Consider the following 15,628-nt stretch of genomic DNA (forward strand, 5'->3'; position numbering starts at 1 on the left):
TCTGCTTTTTACTAAATTTTTTACGGTAAGTAGGTGCTTATACGCACCTACCATAAAGTGATTCTTAGTTATGGAATGCCAATGAATGCGTTATCTACACGATAAACAGCGCCTTCACCTGTGTCCCAAGTTGGATAAATCATCACCACATCTAATGCACTAACATCTAAACCTGCACCCGCTAAATCAGCAAGGGTAAAGGTATATGTTTGCCATTCACCAATAGTAGGTTCTACACTTTCGACGCTGTCAGTTAATGGAATTTCGACAGCAGAGCTACCGTTATCAGACTCAACTTTGAAATTCCAAACTGAATCAAGATTATTTGGTTTTGAGATCACCTTTAACTCAAACGCTATTACACCGTTTTCTAATATCGAAGTAGCATCGAATGCTTCACCGCTTCCGCCTGCAGCTGTGCGGCTATTAAAGCCCATTACTGTTGCTGTTGCGCCAATAGTAAACTCAGCCGTTAAACCGTGTTCTTCATCATCCATTACTTCAACCGGTTTTGAACCACCACAACAATCCCACATTGGCCAATCTAGGTTTTGTTCATCACTGAAAAGATCGACTTTTGGTAAGTCACCTTCAATAGTTACATTGGTAATTAAGTACTCGGCACCGCCACCTGTTTGCCATGTAGGAAATACCATTAATACATCAATAGCACTTATATCGAGGCCTCTTTCTTGTAGTAAAGAAAGTGGAAACGTATAGGTCTGCCATTGGCCAGTAACAGGTGTTACACCTTCATTACTTTCGCTAAGTGGGACGTCGCCCGTATTAGGGCCGCCATCACCGGCTTCAGCCTTTAATAACCAAGTAGTTGAAGATGTTGGAGGAGTCACTACTTTCATATCAAATGATACACGACCATTTAAATCAAGCAGTAAAGAAGCATCAAATGGAGACGATGACCCTGCAAAGCCATCAGGGAAGTGACCGCCACGGGTTGAAAAACCTAATACTGTACCGTTATTATCGTTGATATTAAATTTAACTACGTCGCCTTTGTCAGCGTCGGTAATGGTTTCTGGTGTGGTTCCGCCACAACAATCCCAAGCGATCCAGTTTGCGTCTAAGCTACCATTAAAAATATCAAGGTTTTTTGCAACACCATCACTTGGTGGAGTAGGTACAGGCGCTTTACCTTCAACAAGTGCATCTTCTAAGTTGTCGTAACCTGGGCGTACTGTCTCACAGCCTTTACCTGTGTCAGTATTAGCTGCACATTGATAAACGCGTACGTAATCAATCTCAAAGCTTTGACCCTCTGCAAATGCTGCAGCGTCAACGCCTAAGTTATTTACGTTTTCCGGCCAATCACCACCAACGGCGTTATTTAAAATAAGGTAAAAGTCTTTATCAAAGGGGGCATTATCCCAATGTGTTGTAAGCTCGCCATTACCTTGTTCAAAGTATTCAGCAAACCAGCCTTTATGTTTTAGGCCAACAGCTTCGTCTTTTGAGTTATAACGAACTTCAGAACGACGTTGTGTGGCATATAAGTAGTCATCTACGTACCAACGAATTTCGCCCTCTTGCCATTCAATAGCGTAAGTATGAAAATCGTCAGCAGGGTTCATCCCCTCTGCAAATGTGTACGCTTTACCAGAGTTCGAGTTGTTAGGCCATTCACGACCATAGTGAAGTGTGCCATGAATATTAGCTTCAACGGTGCCATCTTCAGCAACTGTTTTTAAATTTACAGCTTCTAAAATATCAATTTCGCCAGAGCGCGGCCATGTACCATATACTTCATTAGTTGGCATCATCCAAAAAGCAGGCCAGCTACCTTGCCCTGAAGGCAACTTTGCACGCATTTCAAAACGACCATAAGTAAAATCAGCGTTGTAGCGGGTGTTCAAACGTGCCGATGTATAAGGCTTTTCGGCACCTTCATCGGCCGGTAAGGCGACTATGTTTAGTACACCGTCTTTAATGAAGGCATTTTGTTCACTGTCGGTGTAACATTGTTTTTCGTTGTTACCACCACCGGCACAATTTAATTCAAAGTTCCACTTGTTAGAATCAATACTTGCGCCATCAAATTCGTCACTCCAAACCATTTGCCAATCAGAAACCGGCTTTTGTGGATCGACTTTTGTGAAGTCAGATTTTGTCTCAGCACTTCCACCACAGCCAAATAGCATGGTCATGGATATTGCCGCAACAAGGCGGCTTACTTTGGTTGTTGTCATGTTCATTAGTTGAACCCCAGTATCGACAAAAATTTAAAAGTACTTCGTTGTGGTTGTTATTGTGTCTACGAACGAAGTTGTAAGCGCTTACATTTATCAGTGTGTGTGTTGTAAGCGCTTACATAGAGTAAGCTAAGGTTGTAATTTGGTCAACAACAGACTGCTTGTTTCTTTAACTTTAAGTTTACATTACCTGCTTTTTTAGTTTTAAACTGAAAAGTTATTTAATTTTTAAATAACTTCAGAATAGCAATATATTAATGGAGATAGAGTTTTAGTCTAATAATATCAGTGAGTTGTTATTTTTTAGTGCCATCAAAATATTAAAAGTGAATCCACATGCTAATTAACAATATTTTTCTGTTATCGCTCAAAGGTATCTAATAGTAGGCATTTATGTTTATTAATTGGTTTTCAAAGGTCAGCGTTGAGTAATCAAACCAGCAGTTAATAACTTTAACAGCTGAACTGCCTAAATATTACTCTAGTGGCTTTGAGCCTGCTTCTAAGACTTTTAACAATACAGCTTTAAAGCGCTTAAAATCTTCAATATGGGGTAAATGACCTAAATCAGTCAGTTCAAATAGTTGGCTGTGAGGAATTAATGCCGCGGCTGATTTACCTAATTGATCGTAGCGGCCAAGTTCATAATCTACTCCTTGTTTCTTCCAGTTACGGCCAGGTCCTGTTCTGTCTCTTGTACCTATAATTAGTGAAACAGGCATAGTGAAGTTTTTAAACTCGGTGATAACGGGTTGAGTAAAAATCATGTCGTATGTTTTTGCGTTAACCCACGCTACTAGCTCTTTATCTGGGCCTTGAATTTGTCCGGTGATAAAATTCGTCAGAGCAGCAAATTGGTTATTCCATTTTCCGTCATAGTAATTTTTTTGCTGGTATGCTTTTACCCCGGCAGGTGTTTTAGCTAACTCATTTTTATAAAAAAAGTTAGTGTCTTTGTAATCAACATATTGCAGGTAATTTTCAAGGCCAATAGGGTTGAGTAAAATTAATTGTTGGGTTGTTTGTGGATACATAAGCGCAAAGCGACTTGCCAGCATGCCGCCCATAGAATGACCCAATACAATTGATTTATTTATATTAAGTTGGCTCATTAAAGCATGGGTGTGACTAGCTAAGGCTGCAAAAGAGAACTGATAATCTCGTGGTTTAGATGATTTTCCAAAACCAATTTGGTCAGGTATCAGCACGCCATAACCGAGTTTTTGTAGCAATAGTGCAGTTTCAGTCCAGTAATGAGCGTTAAAGTTTTTACCATGCATTAAAGTCATAACGGGTTTACCAGCCTTTGCAGGTAAGTAAATATACGCCATTTTTAACGACAGCCCTTGTGAGTCAAGGTTAAAATAGTCAACGTCAAAATCGTAATTATAGTTGCTTAATAATGCGTCATAGCTCAGTGGTTGCGGCGCTTGTGCATTTGCAATACCGAAGACAAAACATAAACTTAATAGCCATATTCTATACATAAGATCCCTCAATGATTTAAATTAAATCTGTCAAAACATATCTTCACATACTAAGCGAATAAACTCTAAAATTTAATACTATAAGTTAAGGCTTCCTTTGCTTATTCATCGGTAACCCTTATTGAGTATACGCTTTAAGCTGCTTCGGCCACGAATCTGTGTTGGGTGATGAAGTATAAAAGGCACGGTTAAATCGTAATAAAAAAAAGCCCAGCATTGTTGCTGGGCTTTATTTTTATAGCTTCTTATTCTAGAAACTGTAACTCATTGATACCCACAAGCTGCGTGCTTTTTGGGTGGTATTGTAATCAGATGTACATTCGTACTCTTCCTCTGAGGTTGCTAATAAGCAAGTACGGCTTGATAAGTCGTCATCTAACAGATTATTAATACGGGCATTTAATGCTAGGCTATCATTAATTTTATAACTTGCTGCTAAATGATATAGATCATAGGCTTTGTAGTAGAGCTTTTGTGTTTCAGGGCCCTGTGGACCAGACACATTTGCCGTACCACGGTAACGATCGCTGCGGATTTCAGAAATAAGTGAAATACTCAAATCATCCAATGGTTGCCATGCAAGCGTTAAGTTATACATATTTTTAGGTGTATTAACTAAAGGTAGTCCTTCATCACGGCCACTTTTCACTTCACTATCGGTGTAAGTAAAGTTCCCACGTAGTGACAACTGTTCAATAATCTGCCAATTAGCAGCAATTTCAACACCACGAGTAGCTGATTTATCTACGTTAGCAGCTTGCGTAAAGGTGGTGCTACCGATGCCAGCCCAACCTGCGCCAATTTCAACACAAGGTTCATCAGCTATGGCCACTTCACAGTTTGGTAAGTTATCTTGGTTAATGATTTTGTCTTTAAAATCATTGTAAAACACCGTTACGTTACCACTAAAACTATCACTGCCATTAAAGTAAGCAGCCATTTCGTAGTTTACACTGGTTTCTGGTTGTAAGTCTGGCGTGCCAACAAAAGGTTTAGTACCTTGGCCACCAAAACCTGTAATACCAGAGAATAGTTGGTTTGGCTCAGGGGTTTTGTAACCTGTGCTGATACCACCTTTGAAAGTCCATTCATCAGCAGGAGAGTAGGCTAAATAAGCGCGAGGACTAACTTGTGAGCCAAAGATATTATGATGATCATAACGAGCGCCGAAAGTTGCAGTTAGATTTGTGGTAATTTCCCAGTTATCTTCAGCAAATACAGCTGTTTGACGATGATCTTGAGTCGTACCTTCACGGAAGCCATCCCCGTACATACCAAATACACCATCTTCCATTTCGGCATCAAAATATTGTGCGCCTACTACAAAATAGTGGTTATCTATATTTGATTCAAACTTAGTATCAATAATTAAGTTATCAAGTTTTAGTGTACGCATTGGGCGTGGTAAAAAAGTCTCATCAAGTTGAGCGTAAATTGCATCCGTTAGTTCTGGCTTGTCGATGCCTTGATCTTGTACTGCTTGGTCCCAAATGGCCTGCACACCTAAACGCTCTTGTACATTAAGAGGTAATGAGCGACCAAAGTTTTCACTGCTGCTTTGGGTAATGCTGCTGGTCAGCGTACCAACATCGTATCGACCAACATGTGCAAATACAAATTGCTCACGTTCAACGCGTTGATATGGAGTATAACCAACGCGTGGCTGTACAATGCCTTTGCTAACACGCCATAAACTGACTGGGCTATCTAACGTACCCGTTTGACCTTCGGTGTTATCGTAACGCTGTTTGGCTATGTCGTACTCAAAGGTGATTTCATTCTGATTATTGATCAGGTAGTTTATTGTTGCGCCGGTATTCCAGTTACGTGCTGCAACGATTTTTTTATCGCCAAAACTACCATCATCAACCCACATGCTGCCATCTGGAAGTGGTAAACTTTCGCTGTAAGTTGGCTCACTTTCTTGACGGTCATAAAAACTACCACGGATCCCGTAAGTTAATCCCTCAACGCCGCTTGGTCCGGTCAAATATATATCGACTTTATTATCGTTACCGTATTGATCGTCTTGTTGGATATTACTGCTTACCGTGACGCTACCATGGGTGCTATCAAGATTTTTACGAGTGATAATATTGATTACACCACCGATTGCATCAGCGCCATATAAAGTGGACATTGGGCCACGAACGACTTCAATTCGCTCGATAGCCTCAAGTGGCGGCATATACATAAATTGGCTGTTACCAAAGTTGTTTGGGCCTATATTACCTACGTCACTTTGACGGCGGCCATCAATAAGCACTAGAGTATAGCTTGCGGGTAAACCACGCATGGTAATACTAATATTACCGTTTTTATCTTGTCCGGCACCAACATCGATACCTTCGATATCACGAAGCGCATCAGCAAGGCTAGTAAATGGCTTATTTTGTAGATCTTCGCGAGAGACAACTGAGACACTTGCAGGTGCATCTATTAATTTTTGCTCATAACCAGAAGCGGTGACAACCATCACTTCCATATTTTCAGCTGTGTCATCATCAGCAATAAGTGTTGTTGATGTTAATAATGCACTGATCAGTGAGGCCAGATAAAGCGGGCGGGATTTCATTGTACTTCCTTCATGACAAGAATAAAGATTATTAATCTAATAAGTAACCAAGGTGGGTATGATAACAATTATCAGTTGTATATTCAATTGCGAAATATTTACATTCAATGAATGATTTTCATATTAAATAAAGGTGGGGATGGAGCATGAGCATTAAAAAACCCAGCGTTTGATGCCGGGCTTAGTTAATTTAAGAGTATTTGCTTAGCCAAGTATTGACCGTGTTAGAGGTGCCTAATAAATGCAAATGGTATAGAGTTGTAGCTATTTAGAGAGCTTTATAAATTAAAGCGGGCACATATAGCAGTTAACTCATCGCATCATTATACTTTTCGGCTAGACTTTCTTTTTGACTTTCGGTTAGCGCTTTACCGGCTAGTTGAAATACTTCATGTTCTTCTTCAGCAAGATGATGATGTACAAGATGATGTAATTTTTTAGCGGTCACAAGCCACGCTGGTGAGCTCATATCAGTTTCTTCAAGTTGCTCAATCAATTCATCAAGTTCATGATGCTCTGCAATACTATGACGGGCTTTTTCATGGGTTAAATCATCAAACATCAAAGGATTGTAGAAATAACGCTCTTCAAATTTAGCATGTTCTACTAACTCATGTTTTAAATTATCCATAAGAGACTGTCTATTCGGTGACTCCCCCTGGGTTTTTATCAGCGCATCGACAAGCGAACGTTGTTTATCGTGATCATTACGAAGTGCTTCAAAAATATTCATGGGTTTTCCTTGCTTTACTCATTAATTACAATGAATATTGCAAGACAGAAGCCAACTTTTAAGTTGTTGTAATATATTGATTTAATTTTTATATTTTAGCTTGTTAGGATGTTTTCTTGTAAAAATTACCGAGTTAGGTCTTTATATTACATCCATATACATTGTTATTCAAAAGCAAAAAGGCCAACATGAATGTTGGCCTAAAAGCATATTTACACAAAATAAGAGAGTTATTTATTGGCGTCTTTTACCGCTTTTAACTTGCCTGCATGGTCAATCTCGAATGCTGGCATGTCTTTTTTGCCGTCAATTAAATAGTTATCCATCCAACGCATTAAACGTAAACTGTAATCATATTGCGCGGCTACTTTACGGTTACCATGACCTTCGCCTGGATAGTATACAAGGCGTACATCTTTGCCTTGTACTTTCATATAACGGTACAGTTCCATTGATTGTGCAGGGTGTACACGAGGATCATCTTTACCATGCATGATCAGTAATGGTGTTTTAGACTGGCCAGCCCAGTAAATAGGGCTGCGCTCTAAATACCACTGCCATTTATCCCATGGGTATGAACGTGCATGCACAAGATTCATTTCGTTGGAAATATCAGTAGTTCCAAATTTAGATAGTTGGTTGGTAACACCTACAAACATTACGCTCGCAGCAAAGTGTTCAGTTAATTTTGTTGCGGCCCATGCTGATGCATAACCACCATAAGAGCCACCCGTAATACCAACACGTTTAGTATCAACTAAGCCCATTTCAACAAGATGCTGTTTAAAGTCAATTAAGTCGTCAAACTCTTTACCTGCATAGTCGTTTTGACCAAGCTTTGAATAATCAACGCCTTTACCTGTAGAGCCACGGTAATTTGGGTAAAAGACAGCATAACCACGTGCAGCCCCCATTTGACCTGGGCGCGAGTAGTTTGTTACCCAACCGTCTTTGTCATGGCTTTCAGGGCCACCGTGCACTGACATGATCAATGGATAGCGCGTGCCTTTATCATAATCTAATGGGTAGACTAATATGCCATCAATCTCAACACCGTCGCGGGCCTTAAGTGAAATAGTTTCTTGCTTAGCAAAACGTTTGTCATTCAACCAGTTGTTTGAATCCGTTAAACGTTGTGCTTTAGAGCCACGAATAATGAATACTTCATTTGGGTGCTTTGCAGTGTTTGCACGTAGCGCTAAGGTTTTATCTGAATCAGAAATACTCAGATTTGATGCAATAAATTGGCCTTCATTAATAATTTTTTTGTATTTATTAGAGCCGGTTTTAATGCTTGCGACAAAACTTTGCGTACCTACATTGGCAATAAAATTAAGCGTGTTGCGTTTATGTGACCATTTAAAATCAACGATATGACCCATGAAATTGGGTAACCAATCACTTACTTCACCTGTTTTTGTGTCAGCTAAAAATAAACGACCAGCTGCTGGATCATGCTTATCTTCGGCACCTAGAATTGCGATGTAACGACCATCATGAGACAGTTCAGCACTGTCTAATTTACCTTCAGTAGCAAACGACATCGTCACTTGATTAGTCGCAATATCAAATAAGTGCCATTGTGATTTAGTGTATTTGTCGTCAATTAGCGCTGTAGGCTGGGTTTTTACTAATAACTTATCGCCTTTTGCGGCCCAGTTTACATCACTTACATAGTTCGCAACGTTAAGCGCTGTTGGTGTCAGAGGTTTATCTGTTTTGGCTAAATCGACAATAAATAGTTGTTTATCTTTTAAGCCTAGCTCATACACCTCAGCCATAAAGCCTAATTTTTTTAGCTCTTTTTCAGATTTATCAGCCGCTGGCATAGCTAAAATAGCGAGTTGTTTGTTATTCGGGCTTAACTGATAGCTAGAAATTGATGTGTCTTTAAGCGATAGTACTTTTTGCGCTTGACCACCATCCACTGGAATTTGATATAACGCGGTAAACTTGTCGTCTTTAAGTTTTGCTAAAAAGTAGATCGTTTTGCTATCGTTTGACCATTGAATACTCTTGATACTTACAGAGCCGGTAATGAAAGGACGCTCGACACCTTCATCATCGACGACATAGAGTTCGCTGTAATTGGCGCCATTTTCGTCGACGTATAATTCACGTGGCACTGAGCGGGTAAATGCAACATTGTCACCATCTGGACTAATGCTGGTTTGAATAACTGACTGAATTTTAGGGATATCTTCTACAGTAAGCGATGTGGCTGCAAATGCCAGTGAGCTTGAGAGTCCAAGAGCCAGTGCTAGGCTAGTTTTTATCATGAATTTTCCTTCGCATGTTTTAATTATCGAAGGATTATAACAAGGTGTACCTTAAATGCTAAAATATGCGATTAATAGGCAAACATTGTCGGCTAATGGCTGTAGCGCACACCAACATAAAAGCGACGGCCATTTTGATAAATGCCCGTTGGCGCATATTCATTACGCTCATAAAGGTAAGTGATCTCATCGGTGAGGTTTATCGCTTCAATAACAAAATCAAGGCTATCAGATATTTTAAAAGTGACGCTACCATCAAGTTGGCCAAAATCATCCATCATAGTCTCTCCCACACCCGTGGCAAAATGTGTGCGATAGTTATACGCCAAGCGTGAGCTTAGCCAATCATTTTCATAATAACTGGTTAGATTAATAGTGTGTTTTGAGGTGCCGGGTACATAATCGTCGCGCGCTGATGTGCTATCTGTTCGGTCGCCATCAACAAACGTATAGTTGGTGATCAAGCCAAAACCATAGATAAGCTCTTGTTGATAGCCAATCTCAACACCGCGAATAGTACCACCACTGCCATTGATTGGTCTGTCAATGGTCATTTCAATGCCTTCATGTTGTTCAATGGTACGTTTAAATTCAACAAATGATTCGACATCTTTATTAAATAACGCCACAGAAAGGAGGGCAGCATCATTAAAATACCACTCAACGCTTAAATCAAATTGATTGGCTCGATAGGGGTCTAAGTCAGGATTGCCTCCTTGACCCTGTGCTTGAGTGACATTGTAATTAGTTGAAGGCATTAAATGATTATACTGAGGACGTGACATTACGCGTGCGGCGCTGATACGGGCGATCAGGTTCTCATTCAAATCAATACTGATATTGGCGCTGGGTAATATATCGACATAATTTTTATTATGTTGCTGCCATGCAAAACTTTCTTGTTGTTCAACTGGTGAACCAATACGTTTATAAGCACCAGCGTCTTGCCTAGTATTTACAAGCCTTACGCCAAGGTTAGCACGGTAGTCATCACCATCTAGCATCAATTTAACATAACCTGCGGTGGTGCGTTCTTGAATATCAAATCTGCTAGCTTTTTCTTGTTGTTTTATAAAGTCGATAGTTTGGAAGTCTTTTGATAACGCACTAATATTGGCGAAGCTATAATTTCTGAGGGTATATTGATCACCAATATCGGACAAAAAGCCATGGGGAAAACTAGCAGGGTAATCCGCTAACGTCCAATCAAGCTGTTGAGCTATACCATCAAATGCGCCATTGAATGAACGGTAACGAATAAAATCGCGTTGATGGTCGCGGTATTTTGCACCTACTTTAATCGCGCTGATGATAGAATGATCAACTGCGCGTTCAAAATCACCTTGTAAATAGAGCTCTTGATCATTGGAATCTTGGCTGTCGTTACGTGCTTCTGTCAGTTGCCAAGCCTGTGCATCAAGGGGAGAAACATCATAATTGGCAATAATATTTTTACGCTCAGTGGTGTTTACGCTAAAAGCAGTATTGGCGGAAAATTGCGATGTGTGATCTTGCTTAGAGCCACCACCGCCTTTGGTAAAACCAATTTGGTATTGGTTCTGCCAAAGGTGTGCTTGTTGACTGACAATTAAATGCATACTGCTGGTATTTATTTCAGATTCTCGCCAAATAGCTTCCATTGCAGTACTAAAAGGCAGGTTTTGTGCATTTTGCTCAGGCACTTGTGAATAGCGGGCGTAAGTTAATGTGTTATCACTTATACGAGCATCACTGATATGGCCACCTCTGGCAAACACGCTACTGGGTTGCCATAAAAAGTTTTGGTTACTGTTATCGGCATTAAGTACTGAATACAAGGTATTAAGTTGAATATTCCAATCTAAGTTTGGTTGATATTCAAAATTCGCAGTTGCACTAGTCAAAATACGTTGTTGCTGGAAAATAGCTGAGCCACCTCCGCCAGGTGTCCAAATATTTTTTATATCTGCGGTGTTATCGTCACTTGCTGTGAGCGTACCATCTGTATTTTGTTGGAAGTTTTGCTCATGCCAACCCCAAGATTCAAGACCATCACGACGCAATGAACGTTGATTACGCGTGAAAGTTATCAGAGCACCAAAATTTTTATCTGGATTAGTCCAGTTATAAAATGCAGCCAGTTGTGGGTCAAACTCGCCAGATAAATCATTGTATTGTATTTGTGCGTTGGCAACAAAATGATTACGTTCGGTATGCAATGGACGCTGAGTTTTTATATTGACAGAGCCACCGAGTGACCCCTCGTTATGGTCTGCTTGCGGGGTTTTATAAACTTCAAGCGAAGATACTAAATCAGCAGGTAATAATGTGTAGTTAAAACCTCGGTTTGGCTGAGTTGAGATCCACCAATCGGCCGAGGCAATGGCTTGGCCATTCAAAAAAGTACGATTTTGCTCAGGTGTTGTGCCCCTGACACCGACACGCTCACCTTCACCTTGTGCACGCGATAGTGAAATTCCGGTAATACGTTGCAATGCTTCGGCAACATTTTTATCTGGGAACTTACCAATATCTTGTGCACTAATTGCTTCTATGATTGATTGGCTATCACGTTTATCTCGAAGTGTTTTGATAGCGCTGTCATGAAAGCCCCTAATTTGAATTGTTTCTAATTTTTTTTCGTCGCTGGTAACAGGGGGATTTGCCATACTCATAAATGAGCAGAGTGTGAAGAGAATCGTCATGTTAACAAAATTGACTGCTTTTATCGGCATATTCGACCCAGTTGAAGCGACATTAAAAATTATGCTGCAGCTAAGTACTTATAAGATAAGTGCTTAGCTGCGGGCTATGTTATGATTTACTGTACTTGCTTATAATACGCCTTCTTGGCTTATTTAACCATAGATTAACGTGTGTAAAAAACGAACTATGCCAACACCCGAGCTAAAACAGTTATTACTTAATGATGTACTCGTTGACTTTACTGCCTTAAAAGTGAAAGTGGCAGGGCGTTGGTGCGCGGTTGAAGCAAAGCAATTGATGTTGCTAAAATTATTACTTGAGCATCAAGGCCAAGCGGTTCCTCGTGATATAATTATGGATAAGATTTGGCCAGAAGTGGTGGTCAGTGATAACTCGGTGAGCCAGCTGGTTACCCAACTGCGTAAAAGTTTAAAGGATGATAAAAACACCGCGCTCTTTATTCGAACTGTCCCGCGAGTTGGCTATCAATTAATAGCACAAGTAAGCGATGCCCCGACATTATTAGACAAAGTCACACCAGCAACGCCACGTACATCCGTTTTATTTATTACGCTTGGATTAATTTTTGGCACCATCATTACACTTGTTAGTCAGTATTTACTTGCACCTAAAGCGCCGAGTTTAAATTATGAGTATCAATCACGGATCACCTCAGCTCCTGGTGCAGAAGTATTTTTACGTTATTCCCCAAATGGTAGATATTTAGCGTTTAGCCAGTCAAACGAGCAGCAAAGTCAGTTTGATTTGGCGGTTTATGATCAACAAAGTAAAACTGTCCACAGTATTAAAAACTCAGGTTATTCTGAAGAAGCGCCAGTATGGTCTCCGGATGGTAAATGGCTGGCATATTTTAGATATGATCCACTGAGCTGCGATATTCGGGTGATCCCTGTATCTAACGCAATTGAAACGTGGCGTTTGAGCCCCGAGTTTAAATTGACCCGCTGCCAACAACGCCACGGCCCAACCAAACTACATTGGGTTGATGAGAATACGATTTATACCACTCATTGGCAGGATGAGCAGCCACGGCTAGTAAAATACACCTTAGCATTTACACCTACGCCAACTTTATTAGAGCAGCAAATCGTAGGGGATTTTAAACCAATCACTTTTGATATTAACAAGCATAATAAAATGCTGTTACTGGAAAAAGATCAAGGCTGGTTTAGCGTTAGTGAAGTTGATTTAACACAATCACTTAAGCGTACTGAAATAAAGCGCAGTCGTCATAGTCATGCGCCGTTATTATTTGACAGTGAAGACAATTATTATTGGCTCGGGGATGATGCATTACGCCGTTATGACTATCAAGGTAATGAACAACTAGTTCACCAACCGCTAGGCTTTGTTGCCGATTTAGCGGTTAACCCGCAAACAGGCGATATTGCCCATGCTGAAGGACAAGCGCGCGTTAATTTGTATCAAATTGAACTCGATTTTACTCAGGATTTGCCTCAGATCCGTAATGCTGTACAACTGTCATCGTCGGCACGAATGGATATTTTACCTGCGGTATCCCCCGACGGGCAGCAAAGCGCGTTTATTTCATTACAGCGCAGAGGGATCACGGGCTTTACTCATATAGAAGTATGGCTTAAGCATAAACAACGTAAAACCGCGAACTTGATCGCTACTCTGCCCAGTGATATTACGCCAAAATACCTGCTTTTTTCTCCTAATGGTGACAACGTATTATTGGCTGACGAGCAACAAAATGTGTATTTGATCAATACTTTTTCGCGGCGCTTAGTACCAATAATTTCGGGTTTTGAGCAGCTTAATGCAGTGCATTGGTCGCCAGATAGTCACAGTATTTATTATCAAGTTAAAAAGCAGCAAAGCACGAATGAACAGGCACAATGGCAAGATTGGCGTTATGATATTCAGCAGATGAGTAACTCATTGGTTGCTGATAGCGTTAAGTTTGAAACCTTAGACGAAGAACATCCATTGTGGCAACTTAATAGCTCGTATTTAGAACATGATTTACACGTGCGAACTTATCTATCAGCGGTGTTAGAGCAGCAATTACCATTAGCGCAATTATTGCCATCACTTGAGTTATTTAAGCCTGCGGTATTTAAACATGGTATTTATTATGTACTCCGTCAAGGGCATCAATTATTGCTGTATTGTTATTTAACAGAGCAAAAGCGTAATGTGTTTATAAAAGAGCTTGGTGTTTATGGTTACGACATTGATATTAATTTAAATATCAGTAGTTCAACAGACGGGCGTCAAGTGGTATTTAGTCAAGTGGATGGCATTGAAACTGATATTCTATTACACAAAGCAGTTAAGGTAGTGTCGCCATAAATTGTTTGATTCGGCTTTGATCCCAGTTACGAGCATTCGCTTCTTTTAGAGCACTATTAGCCAGTTTTTTAGCGTGTTGCGGTTTATTACTAGCAGCTTGAATTCGCGCTTTTAGTAATAATAATTGTGGGTGTTCACTATCATCTATCAGTGCTGAATTTAAGGCGGCAGTTACTTGTTGGGCGGGCTTTTTTAACTCAAAAAGCAATAAGGCGAGATCGCGTTTGGCACTAAACAAGCCTTGCTCTGCTGCAGCTTTTAACCATTTTAAGGCCTTATTAGGTGCATAATCCACATGTTGGCTATTGAGTAACTCTCGGCCTAAACGGTATTGCGCATTAGCAAAGCCACTTTGTGCTGCGAGCACAATCCAATTCAATCCTTTTTCACGATCAACTTTACCGTACTCGCCGCGAAGCATATTTGCGCCAATACGATATTGCGAATTAGCATAGCCATTGACAGCTGAACGCAGTAGTAATTCACTGTTAGCATTTGCTTGTTGCCAGTGATATTTCAATAATCTAGTTGCGTTGTAGTCGTCAGAACTTAGCCAATTGGCAATATAATATTGCACTAAGGCGTTACCTTGTTCGGCGGCATCAATTAAGTCTGAAATTTTTTCATTGTATTCACGTTGTTGGCTTTTGAAGCTTTGTTCATACTGTTTACCTTTATAGGTCGTAAAGTGATACAGTAGAGAACGGTTGTAATAGGGCAATGTTTGGCTATCACCTTGATATTTCCAACGTTTAACTGCGTTGATAATGGCTTTATCAAAGGTTTTTTCAGGGTATGAATCAATTAAGGAAACATCTGTTACTGCGCCGCTTTTATCAATATCAAACTCTAACCAGACCCAGCCTTCGATACCATTTTTATAGGCATGTTCTGGGTATTTTGGCTCTACAGTATAGCTACGTTGTGGACTCGCATGAGGGGCTGGACTGGCGTTTAACTCTGGCCGTAATTGTCGGTCATACCACTGAAAGCTGAGTTGTTTTAGCAGTGCATTATAGGCATCATCAAGAGGTTGTTGATTGTTACTCTGTCTGGCTATCAGCATTGCAGTATCGCGTGCATCAAGTAAGCCAAAATCTGCCGCTAAACTAAACCAGGCATAGGCTTGGGCTTTATTTTTTTCAACCCCTTGGCCATGTAAATGCATAACAGCAATATTGTAAATTGCATCGGCATTACCCAAATAGGCTAATTGTTGGAATTCGCGCTTCGCATCGTTGAAGTTTCCCTGATGGTAATCGAGAGTTGCACTCAGTAAGTCAGCTTTAGTCTGGAACACAAAAAATAGGCAAAGCAATACA

Annotated in this window: 8 protein-coding genes; 1 reads left to right on the forward strand and 7 read right to left on the reverse strand. The window is 40.3% G+C overall.

Translation table 11 applies throughout. The annotated features are described in order from the left end of the window. Nucleotides 1-68: 68 nt before the first annotated feature. From H5203_RS02330 to H5203_RS02355, 6 genes are all read right to left on the reverse strand, one after another. Complete coding sequence (locus H5203_RS02330; protein ID WP_145234289.1) at nt 69-2,210, reverse strand: glycoside hydrolase family 16 protein; 2,142 nt, start codon at nt 2,208-2,210, stop codon at nt 69-71. A 473-nt stretch (nt 2,211-2,683) separates the two neighbouring features. Next, entirely contained in the window at nt 2,684-3,694 is a 1,011-nt protein-coding gene (locus tag H5203_RS02335; protein ID WP_145234287.1) for an alpha/beta fold hydrolase, read from the reverse strand. A gap of 250 nt (nt 3,695-3,944) precedes the next feature. Continuing rightward, nucleotides 3,945-6,269: a TonB-dependent receptor domain-containing protein gene (locus tag H5203_RS02340; protein ID WP_182819308.1), complete on the reverse strand. Its 2,325-nt coding sequence runs from the start codon at nt 6,267-6,269 to the stop codon at nt 3,945-3,947. Between the two features lie 307 nt (nt 6,270-6,576). Further along, nucleotides 6,577-7,002 (reverse strand): hemerythrin domain-containing protein, encoded by a 426-nt coding sequence (locus tag H5203_RS02345; RefSeq protein ID WP_145234283.1) that lies wholly within the window; start codon nt 7,000-7,002, stop codon nt 6,577-6,579. A 230-nt stretch (nt 7,003-7,232) separates the two neighbouring features. Further along, a complete protein-coding gene (locus tag H5203_RS02350; RefSeq protein ID WP_145234281.1) occupies nt 7,233-9,281 on the reverse strand; it encodes a S9 family peptidase in 2,049 nt (682 codons plus the stop codon). A gap of 92 nt (nt 9,282-9,373) precedes the next feature. After that, complete coding sequence (locus H5203_RS02355) at nt 9,374-11,965, reverse strand: TonB-dependent receptor (protein ID WP_259401894.1); 2,592 nt, start codon at nt 11,963-11,965, stop codon at nt 9,374-9,376. 187 nt (nt 11,966-12,152) lie between these two features. Here H5203_RS02355 and H5203_RS02360 point away from each other — a divergent pair, with 187 nt between their 5' ends. Next, nucleotides 12,153-14,306: a winged helix-turn-helix domain-containing protein gene (locus H5203_RS02360; RefSeq protein WP_182757422.1), complete on the forward strand. Its 2,154-nt coding sequence runs from the start codon at nt 12,153-12,155 to the stop codon at nt 14,304-14,306. On the opposite strand, the gene H5203_RS02365 is transcribed toward H5203_RS02360, so the two are convergent. Then, nucleotides 14,287-15,606, reverse strand: coding sequence for a TonB family protein (locus tag H5203_RS02365; protein WP_182730908.1), 1,320 nt, complete (start codon nt 15,604-15,606; stop codon nt 14,287-14,289). The genes H5203_RS02360 and H5203_RS02365 overlap by 20 nt on opposite strands. Nucleotides 15,607-15,628: the final 22 nt, after the last annotated feature.

The sequence above is a fragment of the Pseudoalteromonas sp. SG41-1 genome, assembly GCF_014164575.1.
Classification (GTDB): Bacteria; Pseudomonadota; Gammaproteobacteria; order Enterobacterales; family Alteromonadaceae; genus Pseudoalteromonas; species Pseudoalteromonas rhizosphaerae.

Excerpts from the sequence above, each read along its gene's own strand:
- H5203_RS02360 (WP_182757422.1), top strand. The coding sequence starts at position 12,153 with ATGCCAACACCCGAGCTAAAACAGTTATTACTTAATGATGTACTCGTT.
- H5203_RS02355 (WP_259401894.1), bottom strand. The coding sequence starts at position 11,965 with ATGACGATTCTCTTCACACTCTGCTCATTTATGAGTATGGCAAATCCC.
- H5203_RS02350 (WP_145234281.1), bottom strand. The coding sequence starts at position 9,281 with ATGATAAAAACTAGCCTAGCACTGGCTCTTGGACTCTCAAGCTCACTG.
- H5203_RS02345 (WP_145234283.1), bottom strand. The coding sequence starts at position 7,002 with ATGAATATTTTTGAAGCACTTCGTAATGATCACGATAAACAACGTTCG.
- H5203_RS02335 (WP_145234287.1), bottom strand. The coding sequence starts at position 3,694 with ATGTATAGAATATGGCTATTAAGTTTATGTTTTGTCTTCGGTATTGCA.
- H5203_RS02340 (WP_182819308.1), bottom strand. The coding sequence starts at position 6,269 with ATGAAATCCCGCCCGCTTTATCTGGCCTCACTGATCAGTGCATTATTA.
- H5203_RS02330 (WP_145234289.1), bottom strand. The coding sequence starts at position 2,210 with ATGAACATGACAACAACCAAAGTAAGCCGCCTTGTTGCGGCAATATCC.